Source organism: Megasphaera indica, from assembly GCF_046614755.1.
GTDB lineage: Bacteria > Bacillota > Negativicutes > Veillonellales > Megasphaeraceae > Megasphaera > Megasphaera intestinihominis.
Genome location: NZ_JBKKJR010000027.1, coordinates 1 through 22,690, shown reverse-complemented (window position 1 = coordinate 22,690; position 22,690 = coordinate 1). Strand labels below are relative to the sequence as shown.

The 22,690-nt window shown below is 48.5% G+C and carries 28 protein-coding genes; 10 read left to right on the top strand and 18 right to left on the bottom strand.

The features are described from left to right. Positions 1-3 precede the first annotated feature (3 nt). The 4 genes from ACFCTO_RS11165 to ACFCTO_RS11150 form a co-directional block, all read right to left on the bottom strand. Positions 4-1,335 carry an AAA family ATPase gene (locus ACFCTO_RS11165; protein ID WP_499876897.1) on the bottom strand — a complete coding sequence of 444 codons (1,332 nt, stop codon included), beginning with the start codon at positions 1,333-1,335 and terminating at the stop codon, positions 4-6. A gap of 28 nt (positions 1,336-1,363) precedes the next feature. Then, positions 1,364-1,525: a hypothetical protein gene (locus tag ACFCTO_RS11160; protein ID WP_499876896.1), complete on the bottom strand. Its 162-nt coding sequence runs from the start codon at positions 1,523-1,525 to the stop codon at positions 1,364-1,366. Positions 1,526-1,606: 81 nt separating this feature from the next. Next, on the bottom strand, positions 1,607-1,942 hold the full coding sequence (locus tag ACFCTO_RS11155; RefSeq protein ID WP_499876895.1) for a LysM peptidoglycan-binding domain-containing protein: 336 nt from the start codon (positions 1,940-1,942) through the stop codon (positions 1,607-1,609). Further along, on the bottom strand, positions 1,893-2,249 hold the full coding sequence (locus ACFCTO_RS11150) for a hypothetical protein (protein ID WP_499876894.1): 357 nt from the start codon (positions 2,247-2,249) through the stop codon (positions 1,893-1,895). Before ACFCTO_RS11150 ends, ACFCTO_RS11155 begins: the two co-directional genes overlap by 50 nt. Positions 2,250-2,314: 65 nt before the next feature. Between ACFCTO_RS11150 and ACFCTO_RS11145 the strand changes: the two genes are divergently transcribed. Continuing rightward, positions 2,315-2,881 (top strand): hypothetical protein, encoded by a 567-nt coding sequence (locus tag ACFCTO_RS11145; RefSeq protein ID WP_499876893.1) that lies wholly within the window; start codon positions 2,315-2,317, stop codon positions 2,879-2,881. On the opposite strand, the gene ACFCTO_RS11140 is transcribed toward ACFCTO_RS11145, so the two are convergent. Together ACFCTO_RS11140 and ACFCTO_RS11135 are read right to left on the bottom strand one after the other, a co-directional pair. Next, entirely contained in the window at positions 2,862-3,032 is a 171-nt protein-coding gene (locus ACFCTO_RS11140; protein WP_169013978.1) for a hypothetical protein, read from the bottom strand. The genes ACFCTO_RS11145 and ACFCTO_RS11140 overlap by 20 nt on opposite strands. A gap of 64 nt (positions 3,033-3,096) precedes the next feature. Continuing rightward, positions 3,097-3,261: a hypothetical protein gene (locus ACFCTO_RS11135; protein ID WP_499876892.1), complete on the bottom strand. Its 165-nt coding sequence runs from the start codon at positions 3,259-3,261 to the stop codon at positions 3,097-3,099. Between the two features lie 73 nt (positions 3,262-3,334). Between ACFCTO_RS11135 and ACFCTO_RS11130 the strand changes: the two genes are divergently transcribed. Beyond that, positions 3,335-3,712 carry a hypothetical protein gene (locus tag ACFCTO_RS11130; RefSeq protein ID WP_302484808.1) on the top strand — a complete coding sequence of 126 codons (378 nt, stop codon included), beginning with the start codon at positions 3,335-3,337 and terminating at the stop codon, positions 3,710-3,712. A 92-nt stretch (positions 3,713-3,804) separates the two neighbouring features. Here ACFCTO_RS11130 and ACFCTO_RS11125 read toward each other — a convergent pair whose 3' ends face one another. From ACFCTO_RS11125 to ACFCTO_RS11115, 3 genes are read right to left on the bottom strand one after another with little or no spacing between them, the layout of a single operon-like run. After that, the gene (locus ACFCTO_RS11125) at positions 3,805-4,116 is read right to left on the bottom strand and encodes a hypothetical protein (RefSeq protein WP_499876891.1); all 312 of its coding nucleotides are present in this window, start codon (positions 4,114-4,116) and stop codon (positions 3,805-3,807) included. Between the two features lie 27 nt (positions 4,117-4,143). Continuing rightward, the gene (locus ACFCTO_RS11120) at positions 4,144-4,353 is read right to left on the bottom strand and encodes a hypothetical protein (protein WP_499876890.1); all 210 of its coding nucleotides are present in this window, start codon (positions 4,351-4,353) and stop codon (positions 4,144-4,146) included. A gap of 13 nt (positions 4,354-4,366) precedes the next feature. Continuing rightward, the gene (locus tag ACFCTO_RS11115) at positions 4,367-4,591 is read right to left on the bottom strand and encodes a helix-turn-helix transcriptional regulator (RefSeq protein ID WP_302349239.1); all 225 of its coding nucleotides are present in this window, start codon (positions 4,589-4,591) and stop codon (positions 4,367-4,369) included. Positions 4,592-4,777: 186 nt separating this feature from the next. Between ACFCTO_RS11115 and ACFCTO_RS11110 the strand changes: the two genes are divergently transcribed. The 7 genes from ACFCTO_RS11110 to ACFCTO_RS11080 all read left to right on the top strand — a co-directional run bounded on the left by ACFCTO_RS11110 (position 4,778) and on the right by ACFCTO_RS11080 (position 11,441). Then, positions 4,778-5,404 carry a LexA family protein gene (locus ACFCTO_RS11110; RefSeq protein WP_499876889.1) on the top strand — a complete coding sequence of 209 codons (627 nt, stop codon included), beginning with the start codon at positions 4,778-4,780 and terminating at the stop codon, positions 5,402-5,404. A gap of 20 nt (positions 5,405-5,424) precedes the next feature. Continuing rightward, positions 5,425-7,071, top strand: a complete 1,647-nt coding sequence (locus tag ACFCTO_RS11105; protein ID WP_499876888.1) for an SNIPE associated domain-containing protein — start codon at positions 5,425-5,427, stop codon at positions 7,069-7,071. A gap of 22 nt (positions 7,072-7,093) precedes the next feature. Next, complete coding sequence (locus tag ACFCTO_RS11100; RefSeq protein ID WP_499876887.1) at positions 7,094-7,348, top strand: LexA family protein; 255 nt, start codon at positions 7,094-7,096, stop codon at positions 7,346-7,348. A gap of 21 nt (positions 7,349-7,369) precedes the next feature. After that, positions 7,370-8,389 carry a DUF3644 domain-containing protein gene (locus ACFCTO_RS11095; protein ID WP_302484800.1) on the top strand — a complete coding sequence of 340 codons (1,020 nt, stop codon included), beginning with the start codon at positions 7,370-7,372 and terminating at the stop codon, positions 8,387-8,389. A 283-nt stretch (positions 8,390-8,672) separates the two neighbouring features. Continuing rightward, a complete protein-coding gene (locus ACFCTO_RS11090; protein ID WP_027895836.1) occupies positions 8,673-9,056 on the top strand; it encodes a hypothetical protein in 384 nt (127 codons plus the stop codon). 125 nt (positions 9,057-9,181) lie between these two features. Next, complete coding sequence (locus ACFCTO_RS11085; RefSeq protein ID WP_499876886.1) at positions 9,182-10,198, top strand: Abi family protein; 1,017 nt, start codon at positions 9,182-9,184, stop codon at positions 10,196-10,198. A gap of 163 nt (positions 10,199-10,361) precedes the next feature. Beyond that, a complete protein-coding gene (locus ACFCTO_RS11080; RefSeq protein ID WP_499876885.1) occupies positions 10,362-11,441 on the top strand; it encodes a tyrosine-type recombinase/integrase in 1,080 nt (359 codons plus the stop codon). A 708-nt stretch (positions 11,442-12,149) separates the two neighbouring features. Here ACFCTO_RS11080 and ACFCTO_RS11075 read toward each other — a convergent pair. The 3 genes from ACFCTO_RS11075 to ACFCTO_RS11065 all read right to left on the bottom strand — a co-directional run bounded on the left by ACFCTO_RS11075 (position 12,150) and on the right by ACFCTO_RS11065 (position 13,089). Then, positions 12,150-12,338 (bottom strand): hypothetical protein, encoded by a 189-nt coding sequence (locus tag ACFCTO_RS11075; protein ID WP_279018506.1) that lies wholly within the window; start codon positions 12,336-12,338, stop codon positions 12,150-12,152. 269 nt (positions 12,339-12,607) lie between these two features. Beyond that, on the bottom strand, positions 12,608-12,802 hold the full coding sequence (locus tag ACFCTO_RS11070; protein WP_302484796.1) for a hypothetical protein: 195 nt from the start codon (positions 12,800-12,802) through the stop codon (positions 12,608-12,610). A 50-nt stretch (positions 12,803-12,852) separates the two neighbouring features. Beyond that, positions 12,853-13,089, bottom strand: a complete 237-nt coding sequence (locus tag ACFCTO_RS11065; RefSeq protein ID WP_302484795.1) for a hypothetical protein — start codon at positions 13,087-13,089, stop codon at positions 12,853-12,855. Between the two features lie 836 nt (positions 13,090-13,925). Between ACFCTO_RS11065 and ACFCTO_RS11060 the strand changes: the two genes are divergently transcribed. Further along, on the top strand, positions 13,926-14,828 hold the full coding sequence (locus tag ACFCTO_RS11060; protein WP_169012903.1) for a fumarylacetoacetate hydrolase family protein: 903 nt from the start codon (positions 13,926-13,928) through the stop codon (positions 14,826-14,828). A 224-nt stretch (positions 14,829-15,052) separates the two neighbouring features. On the opposite strand, the gene ACFCTO_RS11055 is transcribed toward ACFCTO_RS11060, so the two are convergent. From ACFCTO_RS11055 to ACFCTO_RS11030, 6 genes are all read right to left on the bottom strand, one after another. Beyond that, positions 15,053-16,444, bottom strand: coding sequence for an amino acid permease (locus tag ACFCTO_RS11055; protein WP_292261655.1), 1,392 nt, complete (start codon positions 16,442-16,444; stop codon positions 15,053-15,055). A 17-nt stretch (positions 16,445-16,461) separates the two neighbouring features. After that, the gene (gene brnQ / locus ACFCTO_RS11050) at positions 16,462-17,796 is read right to left on the bottom strand and encodes a branched-chain amino acid transport system II carrier protein (RefSeq protein ID WP_292301142.1); all 1,335 of its coding nucleotides are present in this window, start codon (positions 17,794-17,796) and stop codon (positions 16,462-16,464) included. Between the two features lie 189 nt (positions 17,797-17,985). Next, positions 17,986-19,065: a pyridoxal phosphate-dependent aminotransferase gene (locus ACFCTO_RS11045; protein WP_292301141.1), complete on the bottom strand. Its 1,080-nt coding sequence runs from the start codon at positions 19,063-19,065 to the stop codon at positions 17,986-17,988. A 4-nt stretch (positions 19,066-19,069) separates the two neighbouring features. Then, positions 19,070-19,930: a GHMP family kinase ATP-binding protein gene (locus ACFCTO_RS11040; RefSeq protein ID WP_302485826.1), complete on the bottom strand. Its 861-nt coding sequence runs from the start codon at positions 19,928-19,930 to the stop codon at positions 19,070-19,072. Further along, positions 19,921-20,880 (bottom strand): adenosylcobinamide-phosphate synthase CbiB, encoded by a 960-nt coding sequence (gene cbiB, locus ACFCTO_RS11035; RefSeq protein ID WP_292301148.1) that lies wholly within the window; start codon positions 20,878-20,880, stop codon positions 19,921-19,923. The genes ACFCTO_RS11040 and cbiB overlap by 10 nt, the downstream gene beginning before the upstream one ends. Continuing rightward, entirely contained in the window at positions 20,877-22,406 is a 1,530-nt protein-coding gene (locus tag ACFCTO_RS11030) for a cobyric acid synthase (RefSeq protein ID WP_292301147.1), read from the bottom strand. Before ACFCTO_RS11030 ends, cbiB begins: the two co-directional genes overlap by 4 nt. Positions 22,407-22,690 lie beyond the last annotated feature (284 nt).

Below are 22,690 nucleotides of genomic sequence, written 5' to 3'. Positions count from 1 at the left end.
TTTCTAAAACGTACCAGGCGTCCATTTCGGCGTTTCTGCTTCCGGCGCCGGCTGCGGGACTTCTTGCGGACGGTCTTCTTTGATGTATCCATCTTCGATGATGATACTGCAGGTGTCATCAGTCCCGACGCGGGTAGCGATGACCTGTAGCCCTTCCCCTTCCAGCCATTGGCCGAAGGCGGCCAGGGTTTCCGGGTCCATCTGTTCCAACTTATCCATAAGGACAAAGCCGCAGTCCGGGTTGAGCTTGCGAACGATGGCAGTCGCTACCTGCAGCTGTTCTGCACCGCTCATGCAGTCCCACTTCTGACCGTTATATGTCAGCTCGCCATCCTGGACCGACAGCCCTGGCAGGGGCATGTCTGCCGAATCCAACAGCTTCATCCGCTGTTCTTTCACGGATTCAATCTGCTGGGTCAGATCGCCGTACTGGCCGGCCAGCTCATCGGCTTCGGCCTGGACCCGGTTCTTTTCGGCATTCGCCCGGACCTTGGTGTTGATGGCGTCAATATTGGCGATGTCCTGTTCTAGTTCGACCGTACTTTCATCTTGCCAGTTCGCTGAAGCCGTTTCAGCGCTGTTGATGTCAGCCGTGACGGCGGTACGTTCATTGATAAGCGCTTTCTTCTTGGCCGCCAGTTCATCCATTTTTTCATCAATCTCATCCAGTTCAACATCAATGCAGGTCTGCTGATCTTTTAAACTTTCCAGCATATCCCGCTTGCGCTGGTTGTCGGCATTCTTGGCCAGGATGGCCTGCTGACGCTTGATGAGGTCAGACGCGCTGACCGGTTCTGCCGGCGCATCGGGATACCAGGCCAGTTCTTCCGCGTGCTTCTTCTTGCGGTCAGCAATCCGGCCGACTTCCAGGCGCTGATTGTACAGTGACTTTTCCTGGCGGTCTAAAACGGCCAGCTGGTCCCCGACGCCGATAATCTGTAAGAGCGTTTCGGCCTTTTCATCGTTCCGGGCATCCATGAATTTCGGCAGGTTCAGGGCAAGTTTTTCGATGAAGCTGTCTAAGAGCTGCTGGCCGGCTTTCTGCCCTGACGGGTCGATGACATGAAGGGCCGAAGACTTACCCTTGCGTTCCACTACCATGCCGTTGCTGAGTTCGATGTGGATAGACGGCGGAGCGGCGCTGCCAATACGCTGCGATTCGGACGGCTTGAGTTTGTTGCCACCCAGTGCCCAGGCAATGGCATCCAATACGGAAGTCTTGCCCTGGCCATTCCGGCCGCCGATGACGGTCAAACCGTTTTCCATCGGCGTCAGCGTAACGGCCTTGACGCGCTTCACATTTTCAATTTCTAACTGTCTGATTTTTACTGACATATCTCTCATCCTTTCTTATGTCTAACTGTTAAAGATGCGCGGTAATTAGCACCACTTTTTCTCTGATTTCCCTGATGGTATCAGGGTTTATTGTAGTTACAGAACTATGCATTGTATCCTGTATTAAAAACAATGTCAGTTCTTCAAATGCATGAATAATTTTTTCTTTATTCTGATTTTGCAGTTCCATAAGTTACCTCCATCTGGTATAATAAATTTGAGTATTTTGGTATGTGGCTGTTGTCGGCGTTTGCCGGCAGCAGCCATTTTTTTAGTATCTGATGACCAGGCGCTGGCCTGGTTTTAACGTTGGGTTCGGACCCAGGTCATTGTTGACCTGAATCTGGTAGATGACCTCCCGGATATCCTGGCCGGTCTTGTCGGCTACAGGGCCAGCGATTTCCCACAGCGTTTCGTCTGTATCGACGACGTGGATGATAGCTGTGTCGTTCGCAATGGTTTCGGCCTGGGACCAGGGCGTCGTACTGCCGATATACAGCCCGACCCCGAAAGCGGCCACGATGGCCATCGCACTCCGGACGGCCCGGAAACGCGGCTTACGCTTTGGCCTGGTCAACCCATGTTCGTAAATCTTCATGGTCTTCATTCGACTTTCTCCTTTCTTCGTATTCAAATTGGCTCATATTCGCCGACAGCTGGCTGATGAAGGTCCGGCACCGTTCCAGCTCTTTCTGGGTACGTGCCAGCTCATCTTGGAGCCGCCGCCATTCAAATGGGCTGTGCATCCAATCAGATGAGTCCATGCCTTCGAGCTCAAGGATATTTTTCATGCTGTACTTGACCCCAGGGAGCTTGAGCCGTTTCAGCAGGCCGTCCTGCTCCATCTTGGTGATGGCGGTCCGGCTCAAATCCCAGCGCTCCATGAGCTCGTTCATCGAGATAACCGGCTTCATATGATTCCCTCCTTTCGCCTTATCCCTCAGTCATGCTATGATTAGCAGGAAGGGAGGTGTTGTTTATGTGTACCTATATCGTAAATGCTGCGGCCAGCATCCAAGCTTTTTTGCTTTCTGATTCCGGCTTGACGCTGAACAGCGTCGTGACGTTCCTGCTGGCCTGTCTGTCTATCTTCTATTACCGGCGTTTCCTGCCGGATGTAGAATTAGTTCATTTCCGGTACGTCTGGCTGGATCACCGCTATCTGGACGTCCGTGTAACCATCGTCAATGATTTCCAGAGCGCCGATAAAGTGAAAACTGTATACCTGGGCCTGCCGGATAATACGCGGCTGATGCCGCTGCCCGAAGCCATCCTCAAGGAAATCAAGGTCTCTGAAACATCCTGGGACCTGAACCTCGACGAATTCATTGCTCTCCATCAGGATAAAGAAGCCTTCCCTTTAGTGGCCCGTTCGGGGAAACTGCTGGAGCTTCCAACCTTCCTGAAGCCCTATGAAACAGTTAAGGCCCGCTTCGTATTCGATGGGAAAACCATCGTAAACGAGGACCTGAGTCAGGTAAAGTTCATCGTTAGGCTTCCCTATCGGAAGAAGTCCGTTCCGCTCTTCAAAGCGTCTGGCTCATGACCAGGATCAGGCAATAGATCTTGAGCAGGATACCCGCCCCGAAGACCACCGCTCCGAAGAAGAGCCCGTGGTGGATGGACGCTTTCAAGAATATCAGTAATCCCACCAGCGAAAGCAGCTCTGACAATAGGTATCCGTCTTCTGGAATCATACGCATCACTCCTTTTTCTTTTCGCATCTCCCAGCATGCTATAATGGCCATGAAGGGATCGGTATCATAGGAATTTTGCCAGGTATCCAAGAAAAATTAATAAGTTTAATCCAGTCAATATTTTATTAATTTTGGTAAGTCGTTTAGCTTTCAAAATAATTTCTTTGGCTTCCGTTATTTCATCCTGAGCCATGCTTCTGCATGGCTCTTTTTCTTTGGCTTCCTTCATATTTAGTCCCTCCTTTATTTCTTTCCCCCTCCGTTGAACCATGCTATGATGAGTACGGAAGGAGGCGATTACGATGAATGATTTGAAATTAGATTCGTTATCGCAATGTGTGCTTTATCTTTTCAAAGAAAGACGCTATCTATCTCTACAACAGATTGCGTTCCTCGCAAACGCTCCAATGGAGGTATTTCCTCAAGCTATATTAGAACTATGGCATGGTGGATATATCCATTCTGATGATGACGCAAATATGGATACAATAAAAACAGACCAGGTTTTTACCATCACGCCAAAAGGCTATCTTTTTTTCGAGGAAAAAGAAAAGCAACAACGAGAACTACACGAAAATAGAATATGGAAACTAATCCCAGTCGTTATTTCATCAGTTTCTTTACTGATTGCATTTGCCTCTTTGTATATCAGCTATTTAACATATACAGCGAGACACTAAGTGCTCCGCAGGCGACTAATAGCGCTGCGATTGAAATAGCCAATACAATCAAATCAACCTTTTGCTTTTTATCCATGTCATCACTAAGCTCCTTAAATGTCTTTGAAGAAGTTCCTGAAGTATTCCTTTGCTCTATCACTGGAATTCTTCAGGAATTTTTTATACGGGAATCCGCCGACTTCCAGGTATCCGTATACTGCCGGGCCTAAATCTACGCCCGTGAAATCCATAAGCAGTTTCCCGATTCGTTTATCGTTGGTCGGTTTTGCATCATCGTTAAAGCAGTTATACTTGCAGAACCGGCATCCCGCGAACGGGGTATCCGTAAACAGGTACGACTGCAACATTCTGGCGATGCAGTGGGCATCCATTTCATCTAATTCAAGTTTCTTCTGTTCCTTCATGTTCGGTCCTCCTTTATTTCAACGAAATCAAGAATTACTCTTCAAGGTGCTCTCCAAAGCTTTATGCAAATGATTAGCTAATTGTTCAATTGATTCACAGGAAAGGTCATCAAGTGCCAGCTTGGTGGCCTTTTCTTCATATTGACGGTCAATAATGGTTTTGATGCGTCGCCATTCGTTCGCTTTTAGCCCATTTACTAATTGCAATACAATGGCCAGCTTTTCTTCGTTCGTCATGTGCTCGCCTCCTTTATGAATTTACTTTGCGTTTTGCAAAGTTTAGGGATAAAAAAACAGTAGTCGGGCTAACACGTAACTTTTTAGCAATCTTCATTCCTGTATCGAAGGACATTCGCCTTTTACCGCTTACTAGCAAGCTTACCTGTGATTCAGACAAGTGAAGAATATCGCAAAGGCTTTTTTGAGTTACTCCTTTTTCTTCCAAAAGCTCTTGCAAAGTTTGTTCCTTTTTCATTTTTTCACCTCCCTATCTTTGCATATCGCAATGTTTGATTATAGTATAGCTTTAACTTTGCATATTGTTAAGTATTAGTATTGCGTTTCATGACAATTTGCAAAGTTTTATTTTCAACATTGTACTTTGCTATTTGTAAAGTTATAATTTAAGTAAATATTACGTTTTGTAAAGGAGGGCGTTGATATGAATAGTTTCGGTGCCAAATTAAAAAGTTGTAGAAAAGATATGTCGCTGAGTCAAAGGGAATTAGGGCAAAAAATAGGCGTTGCTGAATCAACGATTTCTTTATATGAATCCAATAAGCGCTTTCCAGACGCTGAAACATTACAAAAAATATCATCGCTATTTAATGTTTCCTTGGATTATCTCCTAGGTAATGCTCCCTGTAAAAAGCCAGTTTCCCCCACAGGCCGCGGCGTCCGCATCCCGGTCCTGGGCCGCGTCGTGGCCGGCATACCCATCGAGGCCGTGCAGGAGATATTGGACTACGAAGAAATCACCCCGGAGCTTGCTGCAACAGGCGAATTTTTTGCACTGCAAGTCAAGGGTGATTCTATGTTACCAAAATTAGAGGAAGGTGATGTAGTTATTGTAAAAAAACAGGAAGATGTGGAAACAGGAGACATTGCAATTGTCCTGGTCAACGGAGACGAAGCCACCATTAAGCAGGTTAAAAAAGTTAACGGCGGCATCATGCTTTACGGCTTCAACCCAGATGTATATGAACCCCACTTCTACTCCAACCAGCAAATAGAAGAGCTGCCAGTGCGAATTTTAGGCAAAGTCATTGAAAGCCGCCGGTCATGGTAGATTACCGAGAGGAGGATATTATGGATACATCCGTTAAAGAAAGTTGGTATTTAAAGAGTGTAACAATTTGTTTAGTAATAGCTATTGGCTCATGTTTTCCTTTTGCGGCCATGCTCGCTATTCCACTGCTTCTATATAAAAGCAAAAAGAATAAAAAGACAAATCACCAGTTACAAGAAAAATTAGACAGCTTCATTCAAAAGCATGAGTATATGTTCGGTGATGCCGAAGCTAAACTCGCAAAATTAAATGAAGATATTACAAACAAAGAATTATTGAAAGCGCAGATTATTTCTGAAGCTACCACAGAAGCCGACGAACTTGTTGAAAGCAAAAAAGCTGAAATTGTTGAGCTTGATAAAAAAATAGTCAACAAGGAATCAGAAATTGATAAAATCATTAAAGATGCCAATGCTCAAGCATCTCAAAAGCTGGAAGATTCTCAACGGAAATTAGATGGGTTAGCTGAAAAGATAAAAAATAAAAAAGACATCATTGATGCGATCGTGAAAAAAGCCACCCAGGATGCACAAGCGATTGCTGACCAGCTAAACACTGAAATTCAAACTCTTCAGCATAAAAAAGAAGAGCTTTCCAACCAGCTAGTCGAAATGGATGAAGAGGCGCTCATGCAAGATTTCGCTCTTTATCATCCGATTTATGATTTCGCCCACTCGGAAAACTATAAATTTAAATTAGACGAAATCAGAGACCACCAAAAGGAAATGATAAAGAATAAAACCGCGGCCACCGGGAATCTTGACTGGACGGTAAACGGGAGCAAGTCCGAAGGCAAGAAAATGGTCCGAGATACACAAAAATTATTATTACGTGCTTTCAACAGCGAATGTGAGCATGTAACGGGGAAAGTAAAATATAATAATTTCGACTCTTGCAAAAAAAGAATCACGAACTCATACACAGCTATTACCAAGCTTGGCCGCGTCATGAATATTTCCATTAACCCAGAATATTATAATTGTAAGATTGATGAGCTGCACTTAGCCCTCGAATACCAACTGAAGAAGCAGGAAGAAAAAGAGCATCAGAGAGAGCTCCGAGAACAAGCTCGAGAAGAAGCCAAGCTGAAGAAAGAAATCGCGGAAGCAAAAAAGAAGATTGCCAAAGAAAAGGCCCATTACTCGAACGCGTTGGAAACAGCTCAAGAGCAGTTAAAAGTTACTGTAGATGCGGAAGAAAAAGCGGCTCTCCAGGAAAAAATCACCGAGTTGCAGGAACACCTATCTGACGTAAATAAAAATATGGTAGACATTGACTATCGGGAATCAAATCAAAAAGCCGGTTATGTCTACATCATTTCAAATATTGGCTCCTTCGGCAAGGACATTTATAAGATTGGCATGACTCGCCGTTTAGATCCGATGGAACGTGTCTATGAATTAGGGGATGCGTCTGTTCCTTTTAATTTTGATGTTCATGCCATGATATTCAGTGACGATGCACCGAAGCTTGAAGCCGCGCTTCATCATGCATTTGAAGATAAAAAGCTGAATATGGTAAATACCCGTCGCGAATTCTTTAAAGTTCCACTGAAACAAATCGAAAAAGTAGTGAAAGAAAATTACGATGGCACCGTTGAATTCACTGAAATTCCAAGTGCAGATCAGTATCGCGAAAGCATGAAGATGAAGCATCTGCCTGCGTAAATAGTCGCATAGCTTCAGCTCGATGGAACCGCGGATGATGGAAGGCGACGTCGTTATTGTCCGCCGGCAGGATGACGTAGACAGCGGAGACGTTGCCATCGTCCTGGTCAATGGCAACGAGGCCACCGTGAAGCGCGTCAAGAAACAGCCCGAAGGAATTACCCTCATCGCCACCAACACCAGCGTGTACGAGCCCCATTTCTACTCCAACAAAGAAATCGCCGACCTTCCAGTCCGTATCCTCGGCAGAGTCGTTGAGCTTCGGGGGAAGATGTAATATAGGAAAGGATGTTTTCTCATGAATGAAAGAATAGAAAATTTAGAAGAAAAACTTATTGAAAAAAGCAAGGAAGCTTTTATCGTAGCCATAGAATTGTATAACAAGCCCACTATCAAATATAGAGTCGAAGGTTTTTCCTTCTTTATATGTAACGCCTGGGAACTGATGTTAAAAGCATATCTTATCCAGACTAAAGGTGAACGCAGTATATATTATTCAGACGATAGAAAACGTACCATTTCGCTATCTAACTGTATTGAAAAGGTATTTACTAATAAAAAGGATCCTTTGCGAATGAACCTGGAACAAATCATCGAGCTCCGTAATACCAGCACCCATTTCATTACTTCAGAGTATGAACAAATATACGTCCCGTTTTTCCAGTCTTGTATTTTGAATTATTCCAACAAGATGCTCGAATTCTTCAAAATTGATATTACAGAAAATATCCCAGCAAACTTTCTGACATTATCTGTAAAGCTTTCCCCAATCAACCCGGAAGAAATACAGGCTCGATACCCAGAACCAATTGCCGTAAAGCTGCTGCAGACGGTCAAACGCATTAATGATTCAATGCCAGCTGAGGGGAATGATAAATATGCAGTCCTGATAAAGCACGATATCTATATTACAAAGAAAACTGATTTAGCTACGGCTTCCATAAGAATCACTAAAGACGCTGAAAAAGCTGCCTTTATTTTAAAAGAGACTAAGGATATGCAAAGGTCCTGTCCCTATCGTCGGGCTAAGTGTATCGAGCTAATCAATAAACGATTGAAAAGTGGTCATATTAATTTCATAAATCCCACAAAAGCTCCTTCTGACGAAAAATATCACACATTTAATACTAGTCATTTTGACCTTATAGTAAGATTCTATCAGATTAAAGAAAATCCAAAGTACTGTTATAAGTATGACAGAAGTACTCAAACGTTATTCACCTATAGTGAAGCAGCTATTGAATTAATTGTTTCAGAAATAAAAAAAGACCCTGAACATATTATTCAGAATCTAAAAAATAATATTGCAAAAAAATAAGCCAACCCCAGGGGCAAAGGAATTCTAAGCGTAACCGCCTACTCCCATTCGGGAACCCAGCCTTATCCTTCACAAGTTGACTTTATAGTTATTATATCAAAAAAGCGGGAAAATGCAACTATTTATTTTTTTATTTTATGACACCTGTTCTTGACCAAACAAGGTAAAAATAGAAAAAGTCCCGTCTCCTGTTGCATCAGGACACGGGACGCGCCGGCGGTATTACCAGTACCGTATCGGCAATTTGTAAATTTTAAAAATAAATGATAGGAGGTAATTTTTAATGCATTATAACGAATTTAAAGTTCTAGAAATAGTAGACAATAAAACCCTGTTAATAGATTATGGATTTAATAATAGGGCTGCCGCAGGCGATGTATTGCGCATTATTGAAAAAGGCGAACCCGTTATTATTGACGGGGTTAATTATGGTACTTTAGACATGGTTAAGGACATCGTTGAAGTCGTGGTCCCCTATGATAAATTTTCAATTTGTCGAAAAATCATCCATAAAGCAGTAAATCCTTTGAATCCTTTGGATGCATTAAATAAAACGCTTTCTCAATTGCGCCCGCTTAAAGTTGATCCATCCGATATAACTAATAGAAAAATTCCTACGCCTACCCCTATAAAAAAGGGAGATATTGCTATATTAACCAAAGAATAGTTTGATTTTAGATAATTTATGTGTTATACTAAGTGCAGTAAAAGGCTTGCAACACGTATCGTGTGTTGGGCACTAGCCCCACTGCTCTTAGCAGTGGGGCTTTTAATTTTGCCCAGGAGGTAGCTGTGGAATTCGATAAGCCTTTTCGTTCCTACCAGGAACAAATCCAGCTATTAAAAAAGCGTGGTTTAATCATACAAGATGAAGATTTTGCTTTGTCTGCCTTAAATACAATATCATATTATGACCTTATTAACCGGTATAAAAGATATTTTATGTTTGAAGATGATACGTTCCGAGAAAACGTTTCTATTGAGTATCTATATAATTTTTTCCTTTTCGATAAAGAAATACAGTCTTTTATTATGAAATATAGTATCTTAGTCGAGAATATATTTAAAACAAAGTTAAGTTATACACTTGCTGAAAACTTTGGTGTTGACGTTGGGGGGTATTTAAACAAATATAATTATGATTCTTCATCTAAAGGCTCGTTGACATATCTGGATGTTCAATGCGACATAATGAAATGGCTTTGCTCAAATCAAATAAAGAATCCTACAAAATTTTATAAAAATACGCATAACCATATTCCCCCATGGATTCTTTTTAAAAACATTACATTGGGGTCAGCGATAAACTTATTTGATTTTTTAAAAGGGGATCCTAAATATGAGTGCGCCAATGCCTTGATTCCTCAAGATATGAGCTATGACCAAAAATTAAATTTTATTCTTTGTTCTATGAATGCGATTAGAGACTTTCGTAATTGTGTAGCTCATAATTTACATTTTACATCATTGAGAATTCCAAAGAAATATAGTATTTCCCCATCCATTATGTGGTCTTTAATTAGAGAGCCTCTATTGGAGCGTAACAAGAAAAAAGTCACTAAAGATGATAGGCATTCATTAGATGATAGGCATTCATTAAATGGTCTATATGGGGCCATGTTGAGCATCATGGTATTTTTATATTCTCCCTATTTAGTATCTACTTTTATTCAGGATTTTCTTTTAATCCTGAATAAAGAATCAGCTTACGAAGAAATGTATCTAAAGTATGCAAAAATCACAGATATGCCGTTGAATATAAAAGAAAGATTTATTAATTTTTTTCAACAACAGTTTAATTATCAGTAAATTACATCCATATAAAAAAATCCCGCATCCTGTTGCAGCAGGATGCGGGACGCGCTGGCGGTATTACCAGTACCGTATCGGCAATTTGTAAATCCATTGTGCGGGGCTGATTTACGCTATCAGTATATCACATCAGCCTCCCTTCGCAAAGGAGGTTATTTTTATGACCGATTTAACCTATCACTTCTCTTTCAGGGAAAAGGATCGCGGCTGGCAGGTCATCTTATCGTACAAAGACCAGGCGGGACGCTGGAAGCAGAAGTCACGCCAGGGGCTGGCGACCAAGAAGGCGGCAAAAGCCGCCGGCGAAAAGCTACTGGCCGACGTACTCGATGCGATGAAGAGCCAGCCCATTGCGCCAGAGCTCGTCGATATCTCCCTGGCAGAATTTGCCGAATACGTTTTCCGCAGCCGCAACCTGACGTATAACTCTGTCCTGGCCTATCGCTACGCACTGAAGAATTACGGCCCGAAGCTTCTGGCCATGCCAGTCCGTAAGATCACCTATCTGGACATCCAGCAGGCGATGAGCAACTGGCAGTGTGCTGACGCCAGCTACCAGCTCTATGTAACCTGCCTCAAGATGATCCTGTCCCACGCTGTCGAGCCCTACCATCTCCGGCAGGATAACCCAGCCATCCACTTGAAGCCCAGGAAGCTGAACCGCCGGCACAAGATCCGGGCGCTGACGCAGGACGAATTCGACCAGCTCATGGAAAGCATGAAGGTCCGCCCGATAAAGTACTATACCATTTGTGCCATTGCCGGGTACACGGGGATGCGCTTAGGCGAAATCATGGGGCTTACCTGGAGCGACGTAGATCTAAAAGAGCGCCAAATTAGTGTTACCAAGCAATATGGCCGTATTGGTCACAGGAAGCGTGGAATCATGAATATCAAAAACAAAGCCGCCGGACATCGCGTCATCCCAATTCCGGCCAAGCTGCAGCAAATCCTGCTGGAGTATCGCCATGTAGAGCCTCGGCAAATAAACGGTCAGCTGTTTCCACACAAATTGTTGCATAAATCACTCGATGGGTATATCAAGAAAATCGTCCCGGATGCATCCATTCACAGCCTGCGTCACACCTATGCAACGATGCTGCTGGCCAACGGCGCCGACATCAAGACCGTAGCGGCGCTTCTCGGTGACACAGTCACCACTGTTTTAAATGTCTACGTGAATTACACAGACGACATGAGGCGGAAAGCCGCGCAGTCGATTGAAAAAATTTTTGCGTAGAAATTTTTGACGAATTTTTGCCGTTTTAAACAAGAATGGCTTAACCATGCGGTATAATGGGCCAAATGTGTTCAATATCACATTATACCGTGATTAGCGCCTATTTTGCAACTGTTTCCAGTAGATTTAGGAAAATGAGGACACAGAGCACAATTCACAGCCCACAGGCCGCCCGGACTCCGATGCCGCAACGCGGCGGCAGATACTCAAACTGACGACATCGCCATTTTCGTATCCATCGTAAAATCCTGTTATTATACCCGAATGGGCTGTGGTCGAATATTTCTGGCGGGCTTCCCACGGGAAGTCCCTACAATTCGGCCAATGTCCGTGTATTTTTTATGGCAGACTGCCAGCGTTATTCCCCATCGCCTACATGCGATACCGTAGGGGCCGTCCCAGCCCATCAAGTACCGACCATCGAGAGGTGCAAGACCGTTTCCAGAACGAACAGACGCGGCGGGCGGCCCGCTACGCGCTGAGGGCTTCTCGAAGCGTCGTTGTTAGTTTGAGTCTGTCGCGGCGTAGCCGCATCTGAGTCCGAGGAAAAGCAGTAGCTCATGATTGTTTATGATATAGTAAAAGCACCCTTGGTGCCACCGTCAACGAACCACTGCAAATCGAACTTGAATTCGTCTACCATGTATATCTTTCCTAAAATTGGCACGAAAAAAGCACCTAGTATAATGGTAGGTGCCATGGAAAGCTTCACCAATCTTTATTTGTAGTAATCTTAGTGATGATGTCAGCTGCTATGCCCGTATCATCATAGCCAAGCTTATCAACAATTTCATCAGCAATATCAATATTCAAATTACAATTCACATTAAAGCCCATTTTTTTTAAAAATGACAACTCTTGATTTGTAAATGCCACTTTTAACATATCATTCATCATATTTGCTCCCCTGCTTATATTTACGAAGTTTACTTTTCCCTGTCTTCCATGACGTTATAATAACGCCCGTAATAGTATTCACATCAACAGTTACCTTTTCCCCAATAAATCGTTGAGATGTCCCTCTTGAATCTTCTCGTACCTCATCAATATGCACCGGATTCTTATGTATTGTATTATACCTTAATTTTGATGTTTTCCAATGTTTAACTTTGAAAAATATACCCGCAATTTCATGTAAATAACAAAGTTATTGCATTTTTGAAGCATTAATCTAAGTCCCATTCTTCGTATTCTTCATGGAATTGCTTATTGAAGTATTCACTGAATTCTTTATAGTCTTTTCTAATTTTTTCCGGTGTGTCATCATGAAAAAATGTTTTTCCATGTTTACGGTCGAAAATTAGGTATGGCTCTGCTGCATTATATTTATCCTGCAAGTTTTGTGGAATAATAAGTCGCATCTGAATTCGCCTCTTTAGAATAGTTTTAAGCAGATTTTCCTTGTCGGTCTTTAAAAAACAATGCCCTCCAAAATTTCATCAGCGATTTGTTCGACAGGTTCATTTCTTTGTATGGCACGCCGAAGTCTTCTGGTAGCATCTTCGAAGTTAATACATTCTGGCCGCAACGGGTCGTCATATATCGTATGACTCAATGATTTTTCACCAAATTTCTCTAGATAATCTTTCTGCGCCGCAAAAAAATCATCAACACCTGGGTAAATATCATTGAGTTCAGACGTTTTCATATTATGCCCCCCCCCTTTATTAAATTATATCATGAAACAGAGTGAATAGAATATAAATCGATATTCCCATAATACAAGAAATTCAAATACGGCTACAGATTCAAGCTGATGACATCGCCATTTTCGTATCCATCGTAAAATCCTGTTATTATACCCGAATGGGCTGTAGTCGAATATCTCTGGCGGGCTTCCCACGGGAAGCCCCTACAATTCGGCCAATGTCCGTGTATTTTTTATGGCAGACTGCCAGCGTTATTCCCCATCGCCTACATGCGATACCGTAGGGGCCGTCCCAAAGCCTTTCTGACCGTCAGGTACCGACCATCGGGAGGGGCAAGACCGTTTCCAGAACGAACAGCGGCGGCGGGCGGCCCGCTACGCGCGGAGGGCTTCCCGAAGCGTCGTTGTTAGTTTGAGTTTGTCGCGGCATAGCCGCATCCGTAGGGGCCGTCCCAAAGCCTTTCTAGCCCGTCAAGTATCGATCATCGGGAGAGGCAGACCGTTTCCAGAATGAACAGCGGCGGCGGGCGGCCCGCTACGCGCGGAGGGCTTCCCGAAGCGTCGTTGTTAGTTTGAGTCTGTCGCGGCGTAGCCGCATCTGAGTCCGAGGAAAAGCAGTGGCTCGTGGTTCCTGAAAGCTTATCATCATACCCGGATGGGCTGTGATTGAATCTCTCTGGCGGGCTTCCGTGGGAAGCCCCTACAATTCGGCCGCTGGCCGTTTTTTGCGGCCTGCGACCGGCCGCCTGCGAACTGCGCTTATTTTATGAAGAGGATGGTCATTCTTTAGTGGTCATGCTATAATAAGTTATCATGAGTAAAGGAGTCGAATTTTTATGATGATAAAAAAACTGGTTACTTTTGAAGACCTCGGTTTCGTTCAATGGGGCGTCCTGAATGAAGCGGAAGATGGCGTATATGGTGCCATTGCTTTGGAAGAAGCTTTTTTCACGCCCCTTCCGGAAACGATGCTGGAATTCATCCGGCAGGGCAACGACGGCCTGCTGGCCCTGGCCGACGCACTGGAACAGAATGAAAAGACCGGCGCCGTCAAGGCGAAACCGCTGGACACGGTACGCATCATGGCGCCGATTCCCCATATGGAACGGAATATTTTCTGCATCGGCAAGAATTATACGGAACATATCGCCGAATTCGATAAGACGGCCATGCCCAAACCACCGAAATACCCGGTCATCTTCACTAAGGCTACGTCGTCGGTCATCGGCCCGGATGACCTCATCGACCCTCATACGAACGTCACGTCCCAAGTCGACTATGAAGGCGAACTGGCCGTCATCATTGGCAAGGAAGGCTCGGATATCACTGTTGGCGAAGCCATGGACCACGTCTACGGCTTTACCATCCTCAACGACGTCACGGCACGGGACCTGCAGGCCAACCACGTCCAGTGGTTCCACGGCAAGAGCCTGGATACGTTCTGCCCTATCGGGCCGTATATCCTTCTGCGCGATGCCGCTCCCGACACGTTCGACATCGTCACGAAAGTCAACAATGAAGTCCGTCAGGACGGCTCGACAGGCGAATTCATCTTCACCATCCCCGAACTGATCCACACCATCTCCCAGGGTACGACCCTCTTCCCGGGCGACATCATCGCTACGGGTACGCCCAGCGGCGTCGGCGTCGGCTTCAACCCGCCCCGCTTCCTCCACTCCGGCGACACCGTAGAAATCACCATTCCCGCCATCGGGACGCTGAAGAATAAAGTGAAATAAGAAAGGCTAAAAAAAAGCTGTCGCCTATGCGACAGCTTTTTTTAGGGGTTAGTGGCTAGCAGTTAGTAGTTAGCGGATGGTTTTAAATTTAAAGCTTTTTCTCTGCAAACTCCATCCTCTTTTTTTCATATGAAACCTCTCCGGCCCTTCGGGCCACCTCCCCTATAATGGGGAGGCTTGGCGGGCTTGCCACGTGCAAGCCCCTGCAGGACGGAGCTTACGAACTACGAATTGCTGCTTTCTTTCTGCAAGAGGCTGTGTTTGCGTCCGTAAACCATGTAGATGATGAGGCCCAGGATGGTCCAGCCTGTGAACAGCATCAGCGTATGCGGCGACAGTTCGGAGAAGATAAAAGCGCAGCAGATGAAGCCCAGCGGAGCGATGACGTGTACAGCCGGGCAGCGGAATCCACGCGGATGGTCCGGATAGAGCCGACGCAGGACGAGGATACCGACGCAGGAGCAGAGGAAGGCGAAAATCGTACCGGCACTGCATGTTTCAGCGACGATGTGAATCGGTGTGAAACCGGTGATGCAGGCGACGATGACGCCGATGACGATCTGGATGATATACGGCGTATGGAACTTCGGATGAACCTTGTAAAGACTCATGGGCATGAGGCCGTCACGGCTCATCGAGTAGAGAGCCCGGCTCTGAGCGAAGAGCATGCCCAGGACGACCGTCGACAGGCCGCAGATAGCGCCCGTACCGACGATGGCCGAACCGAGATGGAGGCCGATGTATTCCAGGACGAAGGACGCCGGTGCTGCCGTATCGAGCATGGGATACGGGACGACGCCGGTCATGGCCGCACAGACGGCGATGTACAGGACCGTACAGATGGCCAGGGCCGAAATGATGCCGATAGGCATGTCGTGTTTCGGATTCTTCGTTTCTTCGGCTGCCGTCGACAGGGCATCGAAGCCAAGGTAAGCGAAGAAGAGAACGGCCGTCCCGGCAAAGACGCCGTGGATGCCATAAGGCAGGAACGGCTGCCAGTTCATCGGTTCGATATGCGGTGCTGCCAGGAAGAGGAAGAGGAAAATCGTCCCGATCTTGACGTACACCAGGATGCGGTTGACGTGAGCGCTTTCGCGGACGCCGACGACGAGGAGCGCCGTCGCCAGGACGACGATGAGGACCGCCGGCAGATTAATGAGTCCGCCGTCAGCCGGCACGGCCGTCAAGGCTTTCGGCAAGTCGATGCCGCAGGAATGAAGGATACCGACGAAGTAGGCCGACCAGCCGCCAGCTACGGCGCTGGCGCCGACCGAGTATTCCAGGATGAGGCTCCAGCCGACCCACCAGCCAAAGATTTCACCGAGCGACGCATAGGCGTAGGTATACGAACTGCCGGATACGGGCAGGAACGAAGCCAGTTCCGAATAAGCAAGACAGACGAACGCGCAGGTAATAGCGGCGAAGACGAAGGATAACATCAGGCCGGGCCCGGCATATTTCGCTGCGCCGATACCGGTGAGGACGAAAATCCCCGTCCCGATGATGATACCCAGGCCCATGAGGGTAATATCGAAGGCGCCGAGAGCCTTGTTCAATTTCTTTTCCTGCGTATGGGCCAACAAGTCATCGAAGGATTTGCGGCGTAAAATATTCATAAACATGCCCCCAATCCTTACTGACTAGCTTTGTTTGAAGAAACAGCAGCTCTCCAAATGAAACCGATGATGAACCCAGCGATGGTGAAGCTGATCCAGCCCATGCCCAGCGTGTGGAGCGGTACCATGGTATTGAAAATATTATCGATAGGTCCCAAGGAAATTTTCGCCGTCTGGAGCCCTGTGACCAAAGCCGGGATGAGTGTCAGGCCGATGGTCCAGGCGTAGACACACTGCCGTCCATCAAAGAGATTGTTGAGGAAGGTCAGGATAATGATGGCGACGACGAGAGGATAAATGAACATCAAGACCGGAATAGCGGCGACGATGATGGTCTTCAGGCCGAACATGGCGACGAAGAAGGAAATGACCGTAAAGATGGTGACCCATTTCTTATAGCCGATATTGCCGACGAGTTCATTGAAATACGTAGCGCACGACGTAATCAGACCGATGGACGTCGATAAGCAGGCCAGGAGTACGATGACGGCCAGGATGACAGCCCCGACATTACCAAAGAGGATCATAGCGCTCTTGGAAAGGACCGGTGCGCCTGTTTCCTGGATACCGAAAGCGGCGACGCTGTCGGCACCGATCTTGGCGATGAAGATGTAGACAAAAGCCAGGCAGCTGACGGCAATGAGGCCGGCCTTAAAGACTTCCTTAGTGATAGCCGACGGTTCCGTAGCCCCGTCTTCCATGACGAATTCGATGACCAGGATGGCGAAGACCAGCGAGGCGATAGCATCCATCGTGTTGTAGCCATCGAGGATGCCCTGTACGGCAGCGATGCTGGCCGTTGCATAAGCAGCGGTCGGTTCCTGCGGCGAGCCGAGGGGCGTAATGAAAGATTTGGCGATGAGCAGCAGGATCGTGAGCAGCAGAGCCGGCGTCAGGATCTTGCCGATACGGTCGACCAGTTTCTGCGGCGATACGGACAGCCAGAAGGAAATGACGAAGAACAGGACCAAAAAGCCCGTCATGATCATGTCATTGCCACCGCTCTGCAAGAAGGGACGGACGGCGATTTCATAAGAGACGCTGCCCGTACGGGGAATGGCGAAGAACGGCCCGATAGTCAGATAACAGATGACCGTGAAGAAAAGACCGTATGCCGGATGGACGCGGCTTGCCAGTTCCTGCAAGTTCTTACAACCAGAATAGCCCATGGCCAGGACCCCGGCCAACGGAAGGCCGACGCCGGTGACGACGAAGCCCAGGACAGCCCACCAGACATTCGAGCCGGCAGCCTGCCCCATGGCAGCCGGGAAGATCAGGTTCCCTGCACCAAAGAACAATGCGAACAACATCAAGCCAATAGCAATCGTTCTGTTTCCTTTATTTTCTCCCATATGACACTCCTCCTATCTTTTTAAATTTTAGATTTTGTCAAGAAATCATAAGGACAGAAAATGTAATAAATTAAATAATTTAATTTGTGAGTTTATTCTATCATAAAAAAGAAAAAAAATCATGAATTTTTCGCAAGTTTAATCTAATTCTAATGCTTCTCTAATCTTTCTTTAATATTTTAGTGAAAATCAGAACTTACTTAATTTTTCCCGCATTTTTTCCACGAATCTTTCATTTTCAAAATGAGGCCGCACGGCATTGCGCCCGTATGCCGCCGTCAGGCCCGGATAATTGGCACAATCGCGGATCAAAATCCCGTCAGCCCGCAAGGCGTCTGCCAGGTCTGCCGTCCGCTTCCCTTCTCCCGTAAGGCGCCAGAAGATGAAATTGACACAAGGCCGATAGACGTGAAGACCCGGCAGGGCCGTCATCTGTTCATAGAGCCAGTCTTTCTCCTTTTGGACCAATTGGCGCGAAGCCTGCTGATAAGCCCGGTCCCGGAGTCCGGCGACGCCGGCATACTGAGCCAGGACATTGACATTCCAGCCGTCTTTATGCCCCTCCATGAGGCCGCGCCGCAACGGCGACGTGACACCAAAACCCAGGCGCAGGCCCGGCAGAGCGTAGAATTTCGTCAGCGACCGGATGACGAACAGGTTATCCCGGTCCCCGGCCTGGTCCAGGACGGAATAGGCTTCGTCAGAGGGAAGGAAATCGAGGAACGATTCATCGACGAGGATATCTGTTCCCTTGCGGGCGCCGACTTCGGCCAGGGCCAGGACTTCATCGGCCGTCGCCAGGGTGCCCGTAGGATTGTTGGGATTGCCGATGACGATGCAGTCCACCTGGCCGCAGGACCGGCGCAGCCCTTCCCAGAGAAAGGCAAAGTCATCGTCTTTTTTCAGGTACTCATAGCCGATAACGGCCCCAACAGCCCGTGCCGCCCGTTCGTATTCACTGAAGGAAGGGACGGGCAGCAGGACCCGCTGAGGCCGGAAAGTATGCATATAGAGATAAAAAAGTTCGGCTGCGCCATTGCCCAGCAGGATAGTCCCGCCTGGTACGCCGTAGGCCCCTTCTAAGGCCTGGCGCAGCGCCGTCCCGGCCGGATCCGGATAATGGACGACGGCGTCGAGATGGGCCGCCAGGGCCTGGCGGATGCTCTCCGGCAGGCCGAGAGGATTGATATTGGCACTGAAGTCCAGCCACGGACCGCCATCCGGTACGGGCTGATAGATATTGCCGCCATGTTCAAATCGTTTTATCATGGAATCACCTGTTTTCTATGGAAATACCGCCGCTGCGCAAATGGACCGTTTCTGTATAGGTCCAATGCGAAAACTGCCGGCTCAGTGAAGCAATGACCCCCTCCCTGTCCGCCTGACTGGCAGACTGGCAGAAAAAGACGCCGGCCACGGTCCCGCTGTGGGCTACGTTGACGCCGGCGACAGCCGGATGACGGCGGGCAGCCCGGAGAAAGGCCGGAAAATCCGGTTTCGGCAGCCAGGGTTGATTGGCCAGGGCACTGAGGGTCGCCGCCTGTCCGATCTGGCGGTCTGTCAGCGACGACGACAAGAGCTGCCAGCCCAAGAAGAGAGCCGCCGCATCAGGCCGGGCACGGTCTGGCCGGGCCTGATGGAAAGCGACGGTATCGACGGTCCCGCCGGCATCGAAAATGGCAATAGCTAAGGGTGGTACGTGCGGAAAGACATGGAGGAGCTCCCCCGTTTCCGGCTGTATCACTGCCAGGCCCTGACAAAAAACGCCGTCTGTCGGCTCGATGGAAGCCGCCAGACGGCCAATGTCCCCTTCGGAAAGATGCACCTGGTTCACGGCTGCTACGGCTGCCAGGACAGCGCAGATATCGGCCGAACTGGAAGCCATGCCCTTGCCAGGAGGCAATTCCGACGTCAGGAAAAAATCATGAGCCAGGCTGTCGCACCGGCAATAGGCCTGTCCCAGCGCCAGGGCACGGCGTGCCTTGGCCCCGCCGCCGACGAGCCGTCCCGTCCCGGGGAGGACGACGACGGTACTGTAGCGGTCGATGGGACACGTAACCAGGAAGGGCCTTCCCTGCCAGAAGCCCTGCATCACTTCCCCGCACGAACCGGGAACGCGGACGATCAGCTCCATAAGCCGTAGAGCCCTAAATGAAGGAGCGCCGTAATGACACCGGCTGCCAGGGATACGCTGTACATGAGATACGTGGCCTTGCGGATATACTGCGGTTCCAGTTCATGGTCGTCATCGCCCATATATTCGCGGAATGTATCCTTGCCGAAATAACGGTTATGCCCGCCTAAACGGATGCCCAAGGCCCCGGCTACGGTCGCTTCGGCATAGCCGCCGTTCGGGCTGGGATGCTTAGAGGCATCGCGGCGCATGATGCGCCAGGCCCCTTTGGCATCATAGCCCAGGCAGGCGGCAGCCGCAATGAACAGCAGGGCGCAGATCCGGGCCGGGATGTAGTTGAGGACGTCATCGACGCGGGCTGCAACGCGGCCGAAATAGATGTATTTGTCGTTTTTATAGCCAATCATGGAATCGAGGGTATTGGCCGCCCGATAGACGACAGCCAGGGGCAGGCCGCCGATGGCAAAGAAGAACAGCGGCGACACGATGCCGTCAATGGTATTTTCGGCAATCGTTTCCACCGTAGCCCGCGTCACTTCCGGGCTGTCGAGATGGTCCGTATCGCGGCCGACGATCTTGCCGACCTTCAGCTGAGCAATGCGCAGATGATGACGGACGAGATATCGGTAGACTTCCCGGCCGGCCTTGGCCAGGCTGCGGGGGCAGATCATGAAGGATAAGAGGATGCCCTGGATGATATAACTCCAATGTTCGTTAGGTAAAAATTCCAAGGCCAGGACCAGGGCCAGGGTGATGTTGTAGACAAACAACAGGGTAATGACGACAGTCAGCCCGCCTAAGATGAAATGTTCCCATTTCGTCGATTTCTCATTATAGAACAGCCGTTCGAGCAGACTGATCCAGCGCCCGATGAGGGCGACGGGATGCAGTTTCGTATGGGGATCGCCAATGATGAAATCTACGATAAAAGCGGTGAGTACAGTAATCATTTTATTCCTTCTTCCATAATCTGCCGCAGGCGCTTCATGTCCAGAGACTCCCGGACGATCCGGGCCAGGCGGTCGTATTTCGCTTCTTTTTCCTGCCGGTAGTGCAGCGTCACCGGCAGAGGCTGCCATCCCCTGCGGGTCCGCAGGGCATTGAGGAATTGGCGGCGGAACGCGTCGTTATCAAAGATACCGTGGATATAAGTCCCCCAGGCCAGGCCATCTTTACGGGCGGCACCGGCCAGACTTTCACAGGGTTCTCCAGAACGGCTGGTGACGACAAAAGGATACGTATCGCTGCCATCCCGTTCGGTCCGGCCCATGTGGATTTCATAGCCCGTCAGGCCCTTCGCTTTCAGGATAGTTCCGGCAAAAGGCAGGTCGCGGCAGTCAGCCGTCACCTGCGACGTCAGTTTATGCGATACGAAGGTCGTCGTCACACCCAGGAGGTGCAGGCCTTCGACGCGGCCCAATGGGGACTCGGTCTGATCCGGGTCGCAGACAGCCTGGCCCATCATCTGATAGCCGCCGCAGATGCCGATGACGGGCTTCCCTTGGTTGATGAAATGCTGTAAAGCCAGGTCCCAGCCTTGTTCCAGGAGGAAACACAAGTCTTCTGTCGTATTCTTGCTGCCCGGCAGGATGACGGCATCGGCGCCGGCCAGGTCGCGGGGATGACGGGCATAGTACAGGGCGACGTCGTCTTCGCGGGCCAGGCTGTCGAAATCGGTGAAGTTGGAAATCTTAGGCACCTGGACGACGGCGATAGATACCTTATCAGCTTCTGGCCGCTGTTCCCTATCGTCGAGGGATACAGAATCCTCTTCATCGATGCCCAGGTCATCGACATAAGGCACGACGCCCAGGACGGGTTTGCCCGTCTTTTTTTCCAAAAAATCGATAGCCGGCGTGAACAGTGATACGTCACCGCGGAATTTATTGATGACCAGGCCTTTGACCAGGTCCCGTTCATCCGGGTCGAGCAGTTCCAGCGTGCCGACTAAGGCAGCCAGCGAGCCGCCGCGGTCGATATCAGCCACTAAGAGTACGGGCGCGCCGAGGTATTTGGCAACGCGCATGTTGACGATATCATGGTCTTTCAGGTTGATTTCTGCCGGGCTGCCGGCCCCTTCGATGACCAGCGTGTCGTAAGCCCTATCCAGTTCGCCCAGGGCCCGTTTGACGGCGTCGAAAGCCTGGAGCGCATAGCCTTTATGATATTCCCGGGCTGACATGTTGCCTACAGGACGACCGTCGATGATGACCTGTGAGCAGGCATTGCCTGTGGGCTTCAACAGGACGGGATTCATGGCCACCATGGGCAGCAGGCCGGCCGCTTCGGCCTGGGCGACCTGGGCCCGGCCCATTTCCCGGCCATCGGCAGTGACATAGGAATTCAAAGCCATGTTCTGGGCCTTGAAAGGGACGACCCGTTTCCCTTCTTGTAAGAAAATGCGGCACAAAGCCGTCGTAATGATGCTCTTGCCGACATGGGAACTCGTCCCCTGCAGCATGATATATTCTGCCAACCAGCGTTCCTCCTCACGGTTACATTCTATTACAATATTTTTATTATATCTTGTCTGACGGAAAATGCAATAGAAAAAGGAGCTGTCGCACGTAATCGTGCACAGGCTCTTTTTCTGTATGCAAAAATATCATAGCTTTATAGTCATTCTTCGGGATTTGTTTGCTCGGACTCAGAAGCGGCTTTGCCGCAATAGACTCTGGAAATCAGGCGCAGGAGCGCCCAAAGGCTCCCCTTCATAGGGGAGCTGGCCGCCAACGGCGGTCTGAGGGGTTCTTCTGAAGA